A 16,046-nucleotide genomic window follows, 5' to 3' on the forward strand; every position below is an offset into this window, starting at 1 on the left:
CATCCACAGTAAACGAACCACACGACCTGATTGAAGGGATTGCGACTGTTGTACCGATGGGCATACGTTTCAATTCTTCAAATCCAAACGAACCACACGACCTGATTGAAGGGATTGCGACTGTGTGTCACCGTCCGACACTTCAATTACTGTTTTACAACGAACCACACGACCTGATTGATTCGGGCAGATAGCCCTCACCCTTCGGGCATTCTTTCAGAATGTCATTTTTGTGATGCAAAAATTGAAGGGATTGCGACAAGTATTTTCCTCCATCTACGATGGCTGAAAATACTTCATTTCAACGAACCACACGACCTGATTGAAGGGATTGCGACTATGCGGCCCGCCTGCGGGGTTTGTCTCCCCAGAGATCTTAACGAACCACACGACCTGATTGAAGGGATTGCGACGGGTCTGTCTGTATCATCTCTTTTACTCCGAGTTGCGCTAAACGAACCACACGACCTGATTGAAGGGATTGCGACAAGGATTTAATCGCACTATCCAATTCCTCATCATTTTTGGCAAACGAACCACACGACCTGATTGAAGGGATTGCGACCCATGACAGAACCTAGGAATACCCCTAACATTCCAGTTAAAAACGAACCACACGACCTGATTGAAGGGATTGCGACTCTCCAGCTCTGGCTTCATATGACCCCCCAGAAAAGATAAACGAACCACACGACCTGATTGAAGGGATTGCGACTAGCCCCAAGAACAGCTTTGATTGCCCAAAACATTACTTAACGAACCACACGACCTGATTGAAGGGATTGCGACAACAATAGGCAGCAGGGTTATTTTCTCTGCTGCCCTTGCTAACGAACCACACGACCTGATTGATTCGGGCAGATAGCCCTCACCCTTCGGGCAATCTTTCAGAATGTCATTTTTGTGATGCAAAAATTGAAGGGATTGCGACCTTCACAGTGGGCTTGCTTGTTTCAGGCTTCACAGTGGAACGAACCACACGACCTGATTGATTCGGGCAGATAGCCCTCACCCTTCGGGCATTCTTTCGGAATGTCATTTTTGTGATGCAAAAATTGAAGGGATTGCGATTCCTCTCTGCTTGAAAGCCTTCGAAAAAAATTTTTTGGTTTGCCTACTTGACTATAATTCTATATACGTTACTATGAGAAGAAACGCGGTATTTTTTATCAGACATCGGTGCTTGCAGGGTTTTTCCTTTAAGATAGCAGGAGGCTTTTTTTATGGATGAACAACTGAATTTAGGCACCATAGTTTCTGTACGTGGAAGTGTAGTGGATGCGCATTTTCCATCCAGACTTCCTTCAATTTTCAATATCCTCAGAACCGGAGACAACAACGAGATCGTAATAGAAGTAAATACACACCTCAATTCAACTACTATCAGGGGTATATCGCTTACAACTACACAGGGGCTTGCAAGAGGAGCTCAGATCATCGATACCGGCAAGCCTCTGAGCGTACCTGTCGGCAAGGATCTTCTGGGCAGGATGATGAATGTCTTCGGTGAACCCATCGATTATCTGGGAGATGTGCCGGGTGAACTCCGCTCTATACATGCCAAACCCATACCGCTTAAAGAACTGTCCGCCTCATCGGAAATATTTACTACAGGCATCAAGGCCATCGATGTCCTGGCGCCGCTTCAGCGCGGAGGCAAGGCTGGCCTGTTCGGCGGTGCAGGTGTCGGAAAGACCGTTCTGATAACGGAAATCATACACAACACGGCCAAGGCGCATGAAGGCGTCAGCATATTCTGCGGCATAGGAGAGAGATGCCGCGAAGGCGAAGAGCTTTACAGGGATATGCGGGATGCAGGGGTACTCAAAAATACGGCCATGGTTTTCGGCCAGATGAACGAGCCCCCGGGAGCGCGCTTCAGGGTCGGTCACGCGGCACTTACAATGGCAGAATATTTCAGGGAAGATGCGAAGCAGGACGTGCTCATGATGATGGACAACATATTCCGCTTTATTCAGGCGGGTTCCGAGGTTTCCGGCCTTATGGGCAGGCTGCCGTCGGAACTCGGTTACCAGCCCACGCTGTCAACCGAACTGTCCGAGCTTGAAGAGCGCATCTGTACCACCAGGTCAGGGGCCATCACTTCCATACAGGCAGTTTACGTGCCGGCCGATGATTTCACCGATCCCTCGGCGGTTCATACATTCAACCACCTTTCCGCCTCCATTGTCCTTTCTAGAAAAAAGATGAGCGAAGGGCTTTATCCGGCCGTCGATCTTCTGCAGTCCAATTCAAAGATGCTCATGCCCGGCATAGCGGGTGAAAGGCATTACAGGATCGCCCAGGAGATCAGGCGGACTCTGGGCATATATGAGGACCTAAAGGACATTATCGCGATGCTTGGTATAAACGAGCTTTCAAGGGATGACCAGCGCATGGTCTACCGGGCGCGCAGGCTGGAGAGATTCTTTTCCCAGCCGTTCTTCACTTCCGAGCAGTTCACCGGCCTTCAGGGAAGGATGGTATCGATCGAGGACACGCTTGTCGGATGTGAGAGGATATTAAATGACGAGTTTGCAGATTATCCCGAGTCAAGCTTTTATATGATAGGGACAATTGACGAGGCAAAGAAACCTTGAACGTGAAAATTCTGCTCCCATCTGAAGTGTTTTTGAAAGGTGAGGTTTCAAAACTGACCGCCGAGGCCGTAAACGGTTCGTTCTGCCTGCTCCCAAGGCATATAGACTTTGTTTCGGCCATCATTCCGGGAATCCTCATAATGGAGGATGCAGAGGCCAGGAAATCTTTCTACGCGATCGACCAGGGCATACTGGTCAAAAAGGGGGATGACGTATTCATATCGACCAGGAATGCGTTTTCGATACCTGACCTGGGAAAGGGCAGGGAAATAGTCGAAGAAAAATTCAAGATAATTGACGACCGGGAAAAGACTTCAAGGGCGGCTGCCTACAGGCTGGAGGCGGATATGGTGCGACGCCTCATGGAGATAAAGGGAAATGCCTAAAATAAGGAAACCACCTCAAAGGCGTGGAATGAAGAGAGAGGACAGGTTTGCAACCGAGGTGGGAAAAAAAGAGGCAAGAAAGATCAAAAGCGAACTTGAGCCGGATCAGACCGTCTGGTTCGGACTGGGGATGTTCGGGATTATAGGCTGGTCGGTCGCTATCCCAACCCTTATCGGTGTGGCCTTGGGCTTATGGATAGACAGCAGATGGCCAACGCAATATTCCTGGACCCTGATGCTTCTTGTAACGGGTCTTGCACTGGGCTGTCTGAACGCATGGTACTGGGTTAAAAAAGGAGGGATTACAAAAGAATGAATCCTGTGCTTTTGCTGCTTATATCATTTCTGGGAGGTGCCTTGCTCGGGGCGTTTTATTTCAACAGCCTGTGGAAAACGGTCAGAAAGGTGACCGATGAAGGCAAACAGGGGATATTCATGATAACCGGGTATTTCATCAGAACAGGTGTTGTGCTTGCAGGTTTCTATATAATCATGTCCGGCAGTTGGGAAAGGATGGTTGCCGCGCTCGCAGGTTTCATTCTGGTGAGGGAAGTCATGAAGCGTGTTTTTGGCGCAGAAAAGGCGGTCTAATAAAGTAATATGGAAATTTTATCACTCAATCAGATAAGCCCGGACCAGGTTATCCTGTGGCACTGGCGGTTTATTACGATTAACGCAACCCTCGTTTTCACCTGGCTGGTCATGGCGATCCTGATTCTGACCTCGTGGCTCGTTACAAGAAATGTTACATCGAGTGAAAATATATCAAGATGGCAGGGTTTGCTTGAAGTGGTAGTTACTGGTATTCGAGAACAGATCAGGGAAACTTCGCACGGCGACCCTGATGAATATACAGCCTTTATAGGCTCGCTATTTCTCTTCATTGGGTTGTCTAACTTTATGATGTTTGTCCCTGGTTATGTGGCCCCTACTTCGTCTCTGACAACCACCTGCGCACTGGCGATATGTGTTTTCATCGCCGTGCCTTTTTATGGAATCAAGAATCAGGGTGTTGTGCATTATCTGAAGGAATATTTCCAGCCCACGCTGATATTTTTCCCGTTTCATGTAATGGGCGAGATAACAAGGACGCTGGCGCTCATGATTCGTCTTTTTGGAAACATGATGAGCCATGACAAGGTAATAGGGATACTGCTGGCGGTAACGCCGTTTCTGTTCCCGGTCGTGATGCAGTGTCTAGGGCTTTTGATAGGTATGGTTCAGGCCTACATCTTTGCAATACTGGCCATGGTATATATAGCATCGGCATCCCAGGCCCAGGAGGAAAAGCATCAGGCTGCAGTGTGATAAAGGTGTAGAGATAAATAAATAAGGGAGACAGGTTATGGACAGTGTAACATGGATCGCCGTTGTTTCAATCATTTCAGCCGGGCTTGCCATGGCAATCGGTTCTATCGGTCCTGCACTTGGAGAAGGGACAGCAGTGAGCCAGGCTCTGAGTGCCATTGCCCAGCAGCCTGATGAGAAAAATTCTATCACGAGAACGCTCTTCGTAAGTCTTGCCATGATCGAGTCGATTGCCATTTACTGTTTCGTCATCTCGATGATCCTCATATTCGCAAATCCGTTCTGGGATCATGCCACAAAGGCACTGAAATAGACGAAAATGCATATCGACTGGTTTGTCCTTCTCGCTCAGATAGTAAACTTCATGATCCTTGTCTGGCTTCTGAAGTTCTTTCTCTATGGAAGAATAATCAAGGCCATAGATGAACGTCAGGCAAGGCTTGCCGCTGCAAGGGAAGAAGCCGACCGCATGAAGAAAGAGGCCGAGGATGCAGCAAAAGAATATGAGAACAGGAACAGGTCTCTTGATGAAAGGATGTCGGCCATGCTTGATGATGCCAGAGTAAAGGCTGAAGCAGAGAAAGCCGAACTTACCGAACGGGCAAGGAATGAAGTGGATGAACTGAAGAAGGCATGGAAGGATACCCTGACAAGTGAAAAAACGGCTTTCCTGAATGACCTCAAATCAAGAGCGGGTTCTCATGTCCAGGAATCGGTGAGGAAGATATTGCGTGACCTTGCCAACATCAGCCTTGAGGAGCAAATTGTCCTTTCATTTATGGACAGGTTGAAGAATGCTGACGCCGGAACGCTTGAGATGCTCAGGCAGGCTGATCAGGAGACAGGTGTAACAGTCAGGACTTCCTTCGAGGTCGAAGAAGAGCTGGAGAAAAAACTGGTCAGATATTTAAAATCGCTCGTTGCGGAAGGTGTCCCACTTATTCATGAAGTCATACCCGATGAAATTGCAGGCATTGAACTCGTATCTACGGGAAAAAAGATTTCATGGAGTGTCGGAGAATATCTTGAGGATCTGAAACAGAGGTTTAGTGAGGCGCTGAAGGAAGATATCCCCGATGCGCCTCAGACTGTAACTTCCTGAAAAGGCAAGGAGAAAAGACATGGGAGCGGATGCGGGGGCTCTGGACAATGTCCTTAAAGATACATTTACAAGGCTTAAAAGCTCGCTAGACGGCTACCAGCCCGAGATAGCCGCAGAAGAAGTTGGAACCGTCACCTTTGTCGGTTCCGGTATTGTTCTTGTGAAAGGCCTTTCCGGGGTCAGATCCGAGGAAATTGTCCATTTCCCCGGTGATCTTTACGGACTCGTATTCAATGTGGATGCAAATGATTCAGGAATAATAATGCTTGATTCGACAGAGACGCTCAGGGCAGGCGACGAGGTAAAACGCACAGGCCGGGTCCTTGATGTTCCAGTCGGTGAGGCTTTTCTTGGCCGGGTCGTTGACGCAATCGGCAGGCCTCTCGATGGATTGGGCGAGGTGCATGGCAGTGAAAGGATGCCGGTTGAAAGGCTGGCACCGCCCATAATGCACCGCGATCCTGTAACCGTTCCTCTTCAGACCGGGTTAAAGGCAATAGATGCGCTCATTCCAATAGGAAGGGGGCAGCGTGAACTGATTCTCGGTGACAGGCAGACAGGCAAGACCGCTATTGCCCTGGATACGGTAATCAACCAGAAAAACACCGGCGTGATATGCATTTATTGCGCAGTCGGAAAGCAGGGGGCGGACGTTGCAAGGACAGTTGCCGTGCTGAAAGAATATGGTGCCATTTCATATTCAATAGTGGTGGTGGCGTCAGGGGAAGATGCGGCGGGCCTTCAGTATGTCGCGCCGTATGCTGCTACGTCCATGGCCGAATACTTCATGTCAAAAGGGAAGGATGTGCTTATCATCTATGACGACCTTACAAGCCATGCCAGGGCTTACCGGGAACTTTCACTTCTGCTCAGGCGTCCGCCGGGCCGTGAGGCGTACCCCGGTGATATATTCTATATTCATTCGAGGCTTCTGGAGAGGTCGACGCACCTCAGGAAGGAATATGGCGGCGGTTCGTTGACGGCGCTGCCGATCATTGAAACAGAGGCAGGCGATATTTCATCATATATCCCGACAAATCTTATTTCCATTACCGACGGTCAGCTGTACCTTTCCACCGGCCTTTACCAGAAGGGTGTGCTGCCGGCAATAGACGTAGGCAAGAGCGTGTCGCGGGTCGGCGGCAAGGCGCAGCTCCCTGCATACAGAGCCGTCGCTGGGGATCTTCGGATATCATATTCCCAGTTCGAGGAGCTCGAGAGCTTTTCCCGCTTCGGAACAAGGCTTGATGAGGCGACGAAGAAGACGCTTGAAAGGGGCTGGCGTGTACGTGAAGTTCTGAAACAGCCGCAATTCAAACCTATTCCGGTTGCAGAACAGATTGCTGCCATGCTTGCTGTCACCAACGGGGCATTTGACAATGTTCCAACGGCAAATGTTAGTGAAGCTGAAAATGCGCTCAGAAAAAATGTTAAAGAGAATCAGGGCAGCATCTGTTCTCAAATTGAAAACGGAAACAAGCTAACCGATGAAAACAGGAAGGTGCTTCTTGATGAAGCAGTAAAAGCCTCTGCTCAATTCTCGGAATTGACTGAAGATGGAAACAGTTGAAACGCTGAAGAAAAAGATCAAGAGCACGAATGACCTTCTTGGTGTCGTGAAGACCATGAAGGCGCTGGCCGCTGTCAGCATACGACAGTTCCAGCGTTCGGTCGAATCCCTTTCGGACTATACGAATACTGTTGAAATGGGACTTGAGATTGTATTGAAAGGTCAGATTGAGCCTGTAGAAAAGACAAAAAAACCAAAAAGCATAGGGGCTGTTGTTTTCGGTTCCGACCAGGGGCTCTGCGGGCAGCTGAATACACTGATTGCTTCTTATGCGGCGCTTGAAATTCAGATGACGCAGGTGGACTTCGACGAGGTGGTGTTGATCACTATCGGGGAAAGGGCAAGGGATTACCTTGAACTTGCCGACCTGGATGTCATTGAGAGTATTACCACGCCAAGCTCGATATCGGGAATAACCCCTGCGGTTCAGGAGCTTGTGATGATATTGTACGACTGGCACTTCAACCAGAAAGTGGAGCAGATTTACCTGTTTTTCAACAAGTACGTATCAGGTTCGAATTACAAACAGGAAGGTATAAGAATCCTGCCGATTGACCGGGAATGGCTTAATAAAATAAAAAACCGAAAATGGGATTCGAGGACGCTTCCGTTTTTTTCAATGAAAAAGGAGATATTGTTTCATCATCTGATAAGGGAGTATCTTTTTGTAAGTCTGTACAGGGCCTTTGCCGAGTCACTTGCAAGTGAAAACGCCTCCCGCCTCGCTGCAATGCAGAGTGCCGAAAAGAATATCGAAGAAAGACTTAATGAACTTAATCTGAGTTATTTCAGGCAGCGCCAGTCGAAGATTACAGAGGAGCTTATCGATATAGTATCCGGATACGAGGTGCTGAAAAATTCCTGAAGTGTCAGAATCAGACGCCAGGTATTTTAGTCCTGAAAAGAAAGAAGACGGCTCCGAGCAGGCATAATCCTGCCCAGATGTAATCTATGGAAGGTTTTTCCTTCAGATATATTATGGAAAAGGGCACAAACACGGAAAGTGTTATGACTTCCTGCAATATCTTGAGTTGTCCAACATTCATTACATGATGCCCAATCCTGTTTGCGGGAACTTGTATCATGTATTCGAATAAGGCAATGCCCCAGCTTAACAGCGCGGCTATAATCCAGGGTTTGTGAGAGAGGTTTTTAAGGTGGCCGTACCAGGCAAATGTCATGAAGATGTTACTGAAACACAATAGTATAATGGTTGATAAATAAGTTTTCATTGTTTTCCTTCTTGATGCAGCCTGTCGATTTAAAAGACGGCATTTGTTTATCAAAATAATTGTTAATGTCAATAAAAAATCAGTTCAGTCTTGCAAGAATGCTATTTATTGCTGTAAACTAGTATATAAGGGTATATAAACAATCAAAGCATTTTTAAAATTGAGGAGGAACCTGATGAAAAGATATTTGATGGCATCTGCAATATTTTTGGTTTTGATAACCTCACCATGTTATGCAGGAGTTAAAGCCGGTAGTATTTCTGCAGGGTTCGAAGACGGATGGTATGTTTTTGACGGGCAGGAAGATATTACCAACACGACTCAGGCAGGCATCTGGGTTGGTTATGATGCAACGAAGAATATAGGTATTGAAGCTAAATTAGCATACAGCGGAACATTGAACGATGACGAGACGCAGAAGGTCAGGGTCTGGTCATACCGCGCAGAAGGGTTGTACTACTTTATGCCTGATGCGACATTCGTTCCTTATGGTGCGGTCGGGGTGGGCTGCAGATCAACCAGATTCACAAACGACACACTGGATGTCGATGCATATACAGGAGGCGACCGCAACTATCTGACAGTGGATGTTGGTCTGGGTGTGAAATATTTCATAACCGATTATCTTGTGGCGAGGCTTGATGTCAGAGATGTAATGCTTCCCAGCAGGTATAAAGATGATTTTCTTAACAATATTGAAGCAACCCTCGGAATCGGTTTTTATCTGGCTAAAAAACCGAAAACGGCAGCGCCGGAACCAGCTGCTGTTGCAGCCCCTGAACCCGCTCCTGAAGCAGTCGTGGCTCCTCCAGTGCCCGAACCGGCTCCTGTTCCGATAGTGGAGAAGCCAGCCCCGGCCCCTGTCGTCAACGAGGTGGAGAGAAAGATAGTCGAAAAGGGAAAAGCTACGCTTGATGTAAGGTTCAGGACAGCAAGCGCCGAGATAGATACCATGTATACTAACGACTTGAAAAGCTTTGCGGATGTCATGAAGAAGCATCCAGAACTTAAGGTTTATATAGAAGGCCACACGGATAATATCGGACCCTCTGACTACAACAAAAAGCTGTCGCAGGCACGTGCTGAAAATGTAAAGAAATATCTTGTCGAAAAGCTAGGAGTTGATGGCTCGAAACTTACGGCAATCGGCTACGGTGAAGAAAAACCTATAGCCAGTAACCAGACTGCAGAGGGCAGATTAAAAAATCGCCGTGTTGAAGCCGTTGTTGAATATGATAAGGTCAAAGACGTGAAAAAATAGTTTTCCTCCCCGAATAAAGAATATTTCCAACGCCTCCCGGATGTTATCGGGAGGCTTTTTTATACATACATCTTGGAATATGGATTGGCTTTAGTGTAATTACAAATTACAGGCGGTTCGGATAAAGGAGATTGCAGCAATGAGGAAGTGTTCTGTTTTTATCGTATATATTATCTTCCTGGTCTTCTCAGGCTGCTCAGGTGGCGATGAGATTTCTTCATCATCAGAACAAAGCTCTCTTGAATTTGTTACAGACATACCAGCCCTTTATTCAAACGTGTCACAAATAGAAGTAAGTGTATTTTATGAGCCTGATGCAGAGCCATATGTAGGAAATACACAGAATGGTTTTGCGTACTGGAGCATACTTGAAGCAAACATGGCAGCACTCTTTGAATCAAGGTCATTGATACCTGATATATACGTACCGAGAACTGTCCGGGAGATGACGGAAATTCCGGATCAGAACAAAACCTCCTGGAGTGCTCAGGATGTCTATGATCTGGCCAGGTCTTTTATTACAGGTTATTCATCTTCGCCCACGGCATGTTTTTATGTTTTCTTTGTCAACGGAAATTTAAGCGAGGACGGCAAAATTGAAACCTCTGTGATAGGCGCATCGATTACGGGAACTTCCATTATAGTAGTGTTCAAGGATGTCGTAAAATCAACGGGGGCTTCTCCAACACTTGTGAAATATGTCGAGCAGACTACCCTTGTTCATGAATTCGGACATGCAATGGGGCTTGTGAACAACGGTGTTCCGCTTAGGAGCATGCATCAGGATACTGCGCACGGCCATCATTGTACGAATAATGATTGTGTTATGTACTGGCTTAATGAAGGCCTTTCCGACCTCATGTCCTTCGTACAGAGATATATGGCAACCAACGATCCGGTAATGTTCGGACAGGAATGCCTGAATGATGCAATAAATTACAATCCATAAACGAGCAGTAGTTTAAACGGGAATAACTTCTTGAAACAGTGGATTTGAATATTATGCCTGTCTTGTCACGGATTGTTTTTCTAAAACCTCTGCGTCTCTTCCCGCAAGCTCTTCTTCGAGCGCACGACCTATGCCCGATGCCCCGCCGGTGATTATTGCCACCTCATCATAGAATGTTCTGAGAACGGATTTTTCAATATCTCGTTCCCCTTATCAATTGATCACGGCTATTGCCCTTGCGGGCGAGCCGTCTGAATTCATAAGCTTAAGAGGGAAACAGCAGAAAATAAAATTCTTTCCCGTCAATTCAGATAAATTTGAAAGATTTTCTATGATGACAATGTTCCGGCTCAGAAATATCTTATGGATCCTCATGTCTTCTGTATCCGGCGGGTCAATCGAGATCATATCGATGCCGATGCCTCTGAGGTTGAATCCTGCGAGCCATTCTGCAGACTCTGTTGAGAGGACCGGGTAACCTTTGAAGTAATTATCTCTGCCCCAGTATTTTCCCCAGCCCGTGTGCAGAAGAATGAACTGTTTTTTAGTAACAAGCTCCTTAAAAACCAGAAGTTCGTCTAATTCTATACTGTGGTTTTTAACGGCTTTCCGGCTCAAATCGATCACAGCGCCTTTTCCGATAAAATGGCCGGCACCCAGATCCTCAAGGCATGGCGCACCTCTCAATATATGAGATGGCGCATCCATATGCGTACCTGTGTGAGAATACAGTGTGATCTTCTTTTCTGCAAATCCGCACCCATCGATGGTGCAGGGGTTTGATATCACAGGCTGTTCTGTTCCGGGATAAACGGGCATGTCTTCGGAAATAGTCCTGCTGAGGTCTATAACCTGGCCAATGATCATATTTTCTCCCATCAGTTTTTTAAGTCTGGTAATAATTGAAAGACGAGCAATATTATTACCAGCGGTTCCAGTTATGGTCCAGCTTTCCAATACCGTCTATGTTTACGGGTACGCCTCTGACCATGGCAGTCCCTTTCAATTCGAACAGCTGCTCGTAGTAGTCGATATGGATATACTCTATCAGAGGAGGGATTCCCATGCGGGTATGGTGTCCTGCGAGAGGGGTTATGACAAGATCGATATCAGGAGATTTGACAGACCAGGGTTTATCAGGCTGTGACGGATCAAATCCGAATTGTGCCGGTGAAAACAGATAGCTCATATTGTTGCCGTCCCACAGACATGTGTAATGATGGGGAACACCAGCATCGTAATGGCAGCTCAGGACGACCCCGGCAATATTCCTGCCCCAGAAATGAAGCCAGTGCGCTGTCGAATGCCGGGGCTGCACGCCCCAGTTGTGTTCATGATAACCGCTGCCTTTCAACTGGTATTCCGATCCGTCCATGATTATCGTGCCTGTGGCCTCATTTTTTATGAACTGGTTTATAGTATAGTCGATATGCTGTGTAAGCAGATGGTTCACATGAACCGGTGCGAGAGGGATATGAAAGCACTGGGCCTTGACCTTTTCGGTAGAGACGTCGATTATCCAACCCTGTTCCGCACTTCCTGAAAATCTCATATATCCCCATTTGCCGCTGGCGGAAACCTTCACGCGATCACCTGGTTCTGAAATGAACGAGCCCATGTGTTCTTCTGTAAAACGCCTGTTATTCTTGTAGTCGATTATCTTGATCGAGACATAGCTTATCGGGAAGGCCCTGAGTGCCAGAAAGACATAATAAATCTTCTCCTTGACATCGATGCCTTCGAAATACCACCATTCTTTTTTTCTCAATAAGCCTTTAATGCCGAAACGGGATGTGTCGATATCAACGTGTCCTTCGTTTTTCATGCAGGCTCCTTAAAGTTTTTCCTTTATAAATGCAGCAGCTTCCAGCATGGAGTCAAATATGAAATCGGGACCTGCTTCTTCCAGTTCCTCACGTGTGCCGTATCCATAGGTTACCGCCGCAGTGATTATGCCGTTTGCCTTTCCCCCCATTATATCATGCTTTCTGTCGCCTATTATCATGGTATTTTCAGGACTGAGGTTTTCCCTGGCGATAATGTGTTCTATCAGACGCGCCTTATCGGCGAGGCTGCCATCCATCATGCTGCCATAAGCGACATCGAAATATTTCATGATGTCCATGAATTCGAGGATCCTTACTGCATAGACTTCGGGTTTTGAAGTTGCAAGCATTATCTTACGGCCGGTATTTCTTATAGTTTCGAGCGCTTCGGGTATTTCTGGGTATAGTATGTTTTCATACATGCCTGTATCTCCGAACCTTTCTCTATAGTGGGCGATTGCATTGGTAAGTATCTGTTCATCCGACGTGTCAAGAATCTTCGAGAACGAGGTTTTCAGAGGTGGTCCGATAACCCATATCAGGCTGTCAGTATCATGGGTGCCTGTTCCCATTTTATCGAGGGCATATTGAATGCATCTTATGATGCCTTCTTTCGGGTCTGTGAGAGTGCCATCGAGATCGAACAGGATTGTGGTAATGTCTTTCATGAGTATTCTGGTTATTATGAGGAGTATAGAAAAATCTTTTTTTGCTGAATCAAAAACTGGTGCCGAGGGAGGGAGTTGAACCCCCGACACGGGGATTTTCAGTCCCCTGCTCTACCAACTGAGCTACCTCGGCACACCGGAGTTGTCTATTTAATTTATGAATTATTGTCAAGAAATTTTATCTTCTCCAAAATCAAAACTGGTACCTTTGTTTGCGCCCTGCCTAAGCAAATCATCGACCGATGACTGCCCAAGTTTCTGCTGATTTTTTGCGCCGAGTGCATCCTTTGACATATCACTGACCCTGTTGATTAGAAATCCTTCATCACCTGTATCCAGTTCCGGCTGCTTTGTATAAATATTCAGTTTCATCTTTACCTGGGTCATATCTTCGCCGCAATTCTTGCATCTGTCCAGATAATCAAAACTCGTATAACCGCATCTTGTACATTTCATATATTGGACCTCCTTTATTGTTACTTCTTCTATCGGTCAAAGATATAAATTTCATTAACCCGATATTTAATCATTCGCAATCGCAACTTTCTTCTGAAAAAGTATTGTTCACCACTAAGAAAATTATTGGGAGATATATGAAATTGTTTGCCATGCAACATGTTTTCCCTTAAAATTAGGTAAGGAAATCATGAAATTACTGAAATGCCTCAAGGCATATTAATTGCATGATATGTATTACTTTTTATTTGTTGTTTATCGTATATTTATTAAAATGCCAGTTCCATGGTCCGGAAAAATCAAGACCTTTTGATAACTGGTATTACTAAGAGGGCAAGCTCTTAACAAAACTGATGGTTATTTGCCGGAAACTGTCTCCGGCAGAGTTAATTTATGGTTCAAGGAGGCGGCAATGCAGAAAAGTTTAATTTCAAATATTTTCACTGTCCTGGTACTTGTTTGTATATTAATATTTACTGCCTGCTCATCATCTCATGATAATTATACAGAAACCGACAATCCTGTTCCGGGAGAATCAAACAAAAAGGCAGATGCGATTATTGCAGCATTGAACCAGCAGGGATTTCAGGCTGTGAAGCAGGTTACCATCAACGGTGATGTGGGCATACTGGCAAAACATTCAATATGGCCTCAAAAAAAATGTGTAGTCCTTACAGGCAAACCCTATAGTCTCGGCTATCAGATGGGGAGACTTCTCCCTGGCGGAACATATAACATGGTGAAAACCTATACGGAGAACCTGCTTGAAGAATATGCCTATGTTAAGAAAGGAACGGCATTATTCAATACTGTTAAAAATATGGCTACCGCCCTTGCAAAAGCGGCTGTCACTGAAGATAATGCAATACCCGATTACCTGCTGGAAGAAATGAAAGGGGTTGCTGACGGTGCTAATTCAGCTAATTCATCCTTCAAGCAGATAACCGCCGATGACGTGCTTGTACTTAATGAGGGTCTGGACTCGCTTTATTCGATACTTTTCACCGGGAAGCTTCCGAATACTCAGGGCGCTACAAAAGATATACTGGGATGCAACGGGTTTGTCGTGTCCGGCAATGCCACGGTTGGCGGCAAGGTCTATCACGGAAGGGATTTCATGTTGGCCACCGGCGGTGTTTATCAGGACGAGGCATTGATGACGATCTACATCCCGGATAATGGCAAACCATTCGTTACGCTGGGTGCTCCCGGCTTTGTAGGGCAGACGGCAGGGATAAACAGCCAGGGGCTATCAATGGGTGTTGATGTGGTATTCAGCGGTGCGACAAGGGAAACACCCGGCATGGGATGCCTTCTTGTCATTCGCGATATTATCCAGAACAGCTCAAACCTCGATGAGGCTGTAGAGAGGATGAAGTCCCAGAACAGGGGCGTGTCATGGGTTTACGTTATTGCAGATGATGAAAAAAGCTTAAAATACACAAATGGAACAGTAGTCGAAGAAGGGATGGCGGTAGATAAAAACGGCAAGGAAGTTGGCGGTCCTGATATCCTGAAATGGTATACACAACAGTCTTTGAAAGATCTTATAGAAAAACTGCCCACTGATGAACTGCCGGAAAGAGGTGTGATGACAAGGCCTCAAAACTGGGTATATCCTGCCGCATTCGAGGGGCTTGAGGATTTCCCGCCGCAGATAGAAACGTATGATGATGTAGTGATCGCCGCCAATCACTATATAATCCCCAGGATGGTATTTACTACGTTTTCTCCCTGGATACAGTTTCTTCAGAAGAACTACTGGAAGACATCCAGGACCCTTCTAAGATACAGTGACCTTACAAAGAGGGTATCCGATAAATACGGCCGTATAGATTTTGCAACTGCCCGGGATCTGATAGACTTCATGAACCCCAACAGGGAAGAGGAATCCCTGAGAAACGGTTATGAAGGCTGGACAAGATACAAGGTGGATGGCGAAATCGAAGGCCATCATGACATATTCGACAATCAGGAACTGATTATGGAATGTCTTTACGGCTATTACCGGGCAGATGAACCCTGGGTCAGGATCGACCTGAAACCGTTTATCGATATTTCAGATCACTGAACAGATTCTGCGCTTTCTTTCAGAGAAGAGTCCTGGGCATATATTTTCCCCGCTCTGTTTTCTTCTCTGATTTTCCATGAATCAATATTTGGGGTTTTGACAAGAAGCTTTTCCAGGACTTCCGATCTGGCTGACTTGAACCAGTGCTTTCTCACTTTTCCATTTCCGTCAAGAAGCATTACTCTGAATGATTTGCTGTTATTGCGTATGGATGCTGCTGTGGCTATGTCGGTATGAAAACTGGAATCGTATTCTTCAACGGGACATGAAACAACGGTGATAATGTTTGCGTCGGATAAAGCCAGCTTCCTGATTTCATCATACTGTTTTTTAAAATCGGGATTATTCATATCAGGTGTTTCGACTAGCAGAATCATTGGCTGTTTGTCTGATTCCTCATATGTGCTGGCATAATCAAGCAGTTTTGTTGATCTGTAGCTGTTTCCCTCATGATCCATGAATGTGAAATCCACCATGTCGGGTACGGGTTCGCTGGGCCCGGACATCAACAATACTGCAGCAACGATAAGTATAATCATAATTTTAATTCTGACTCCTGATTTTGAATATCGGAATTAATGTAAGTAATGTTTAATTTCAAGAAAGTTTTTCAATCA

At 46.1% G+C, this 16,046-nt stretch carries 19 protein-coding genes, 1 tRNA gene and 1 CRISPR repeat array; of the genes, 13 read left to right on the plus strand and 7 right to left on the minus strand.

Translation table 11 applies throughout. The features are described 5' to 3' along the window. From VIS94_07015 to VIS94_07060, 10 genes are all read left to right on the plus strand, one after another. Positions 1-194 (plus strand): hypothetical protein (locus VIS94_07015; GenBank protein HEY9160817.1); only part of this gene is annotated, 194 nt, incomplete at its 5' end. 31 nt (positions 195-225) lie between these two features. Next, positions 226-864: direct repeats of the CRISPR family, unit length 35 nt; unit sequence AACGAACCACACGACCTGATTGAAGGGATTGCGAC. A gap of 359 nt (positions 865-1,223) precedes the next feature. Continuing rightward, positions 1,224-2,600: a F0F1 ATP synthase subunit beta gene (gene atpD / locus VIS94_07020; protein ID HEY9160818.1), complete on the plus strand. Its 1,377-nt coding sequence runs from the start codon at positions 1,224-1,226 to the stop codon at positions 2,598-2,600. Between the two features lie 2 nt (positions 2,601-2,602). Further along, a complete protein-coding gene (locus tag VIS94_07025; GenBank protein HEY9160819.1) occupies positions 2,603-2,986 on the plus strand; it encodes a F0F1 ATP synthase subunit epsilon in 384 nt (127 codons plus the stop codon). A gap of 28 nt (positions 2,987-3,014) precedes the next feature. Next, on the plus strand, positions 3,015-3,302 hold the full coding sequence (locus VIS94_07030; protein HEY9160820.1) for an AtpZ/AtpI family protein: 288 nt from the start codon (positions 3,015-3,017) through the stop codon (positions 3,300-3,302). Beyond that, the gene (locus VIS94_07035) at positions 3,299-3,577 is read left to right on the plus strand and encodes an ATP synthase subunit I (protein ID HEY9160821.1); all 279 of its coding nucleotides are present in this window, start codon (positions 3,299-3,301) and stop codon (positions 3,575-3,577) included. Before VIS94_07030 ends, VIS94_07035 begins: the two co-directional genes overlap by 4 nt. A gap of 9 nt (positions 3,578-3,586) precedes the next feature. Beyond that, positions 3,587-4,294: a F0F1 ATP synthase subunit A gene (locus tag VIS94_07040; protein ID HEY9160822.1), complete on the plus strand. Its 708-nt coding sequence runs from the start codon at positions 3,587-3,589 to the stop codon at positions 4,292-4,294. Positions 4,295-4,331: 37 nt separating this feature from the next. Beyond that, positions 4,332-4,607, plus strand: coding sequence for a F0F1 ATP synthase subunit C (locus VIS94_07045; protein ID HEY9160823.1), 276 nt, complete (start codon positions 4,332-4,334; stop codon positions 4,605-4,607). Positions 4,608-4,613: 6 nt separating this feature from the next. Continuing rightward, complete coding sequence (locus VIS94_07050) at positions 4,614-5,396, plus strand: hypothetical protein (protein HEY9160824.1); 783 nt, start codon at positions 4,614-4,616, stop codon at positions 5,394-5,396. 19 nt (positions 5,397-5,415) lie between these two features. Continuing rightward, a complete protein-coding gene (locus VIS94_07055) occupies positions 5,416-6,966 on the plus strand; it encodes an alternate F1F0 ATPase, F1 subunit alpha (GenBank protein HEY9160825.1) in 1,551 nt (516 codons plus the stop codon). After that, the gene (locus VIS94_07060; protein ID HEY9160826.1) at positions 6,953-7,831 is read left to right on the plus strand and encodes a F0F1 ATP synthase subunit gamma; all 879 of its coding nucleotides are present in this window, start codon (positions 6,953-6,955) and stop codon (positions 7,829-7,831) included. Before VIS94_07055 ends, VIS94_07060 begins: the two co-directional genes overlap by 14 nt. A gap of 10 nt (positions 7,832-7,841) precedes the next feature. Here the strand turns inward: VIS94_07060 and VIS94_07065 are convergent, their stop codons facing one another. After that, entirely contained in the window at positions 7,842-8,198 is a 357-nt protein-coding gene (locus tag VIS94_07065) for a DMT family protein (protein ID HEY9160827.1), read from the minus strand. A gap of 175 nt (positions 8,199-8,373) precedes the next feature. On the opposite strand from VIS94_07065, the gene VIS94_07070 reads away from it, so the two are divergent. Further along, entirely contained in the window at positions 8,374-9,459 is a 1,086-nt protein-coding gene (locus VIS94_07070) for an OmpA family protein (protein ID HEY9160828.1), read from the plus strand. Between the two features lie 139 nt (positions 9,460-9,598). Then, the gene (locus VIS94_07075; GenBank protein ID HEY9160829.1) at positions 9,599-10,408 is read left to right on the plus strand and encodes a hypothetical protein; all 810 of its coding nucleotides are present in this window, start codon (positions 9,599-9,601) and stop codon (positions 10,406-10,408) included. A 213-nt stretch (positions 10,409-10,621) separates the two neighbouring features. Here the strand turns inward: VIS94_07075 and VIS94_07080 are convergent, their stop codons facing one another. The 5 genes from VIS94_07080 to VIS94_07100 form a co-directional block, all read right to left on the minus strand. Then, positions 10,622-11,275, minus strand: a complete 654-nt coding sequence (locus VIS94_07080; GenBank protein ID HEY9160830.1) for a cyclase family protein — start codon at positions 11,273-11,275, stop codon at positions 10,622-10,624. Between the two features lie 55 nt (positions 11,276-11,330). Then, complete coding sequence (locus tag VIS94_07085; protein ID HEY9160831.1) at positions 11,331-12,233, minus strand: DUF2804 family protein; 903 nt, start codon at positions 12,231-12,233, stop codon at positions 11,331-11,333. A gap of 9 nt (positions 12,234-12,242) precedes the next feature. After that, positions 12,243-12,902, minus strand: a complete 660-nt coding sequence (locus VIS94_07090; protein ID HEY9160832.1) for an HAD hydrolase-like protein — start codon at positions 12,900-12,902, stop codon at positions 12,243-12,245. Positions 12,903-12,959: 57 nt separating this feature from the next. Then, positions 12,960-13,035 (minus strand) — tRNA-Phe (locus tag VIS94_07095). 35 nt (positions 13,036-13,070) lie between these two features. Continuing rightward, positions 13,071-13,358 (minus strand): hypothetical protein, encoded by a 288-nt coding sequence (locus tag VIS94_07100; GenBank protein ID HEY9160833.1) that lies wholly within the window; start codon positions 13,356-13,358, stop codon positions 13,071-13,073. 412 nt (positions 13,359-13,770) lie between these two features. On the opposite strand from VIS94_07100, the gene VIS94_07105 reads away from it, so the two are divergent. Beyond that, the gene (locus VIS94_07105; GenBank protein HEY9160834.1) at positions 13,771-15,429 is read left to right on the plus strand and encodes a C45 family peptidase; all 1,659 of its coding nucleotides are present in this window, start codon (positions 13,771-13,773) and stop codon (positions 15,427-15,429) included. On the opposite strand, the gene VIS94_07110 is transcribed toward VIS94_07105, so the two are convergent. After that, on the minus strand, positions 15,423-15,968 hold the full coding sequence (locus tag VIS94_07110; protein ID HEY9160835.1) for a hypothetical protein: 546 nt from the start codon (positions 15,966-15,968) through the stop codon (positions 15,423-15,425). The genes VIS94_07105 and VIS94_07110 overlap by 7 nt on opposite strands. Positions 15,969-16,046 lie beyond the last annotated feature (78 nt).

This window comes from Desulfomonilia bacterium, assembly GCA_036567785.1.
Lineage (GTDB): Bacteria > Desulfobacterota > Desulfomonilia > UBA1062 > UBA1062 > DATCTV01.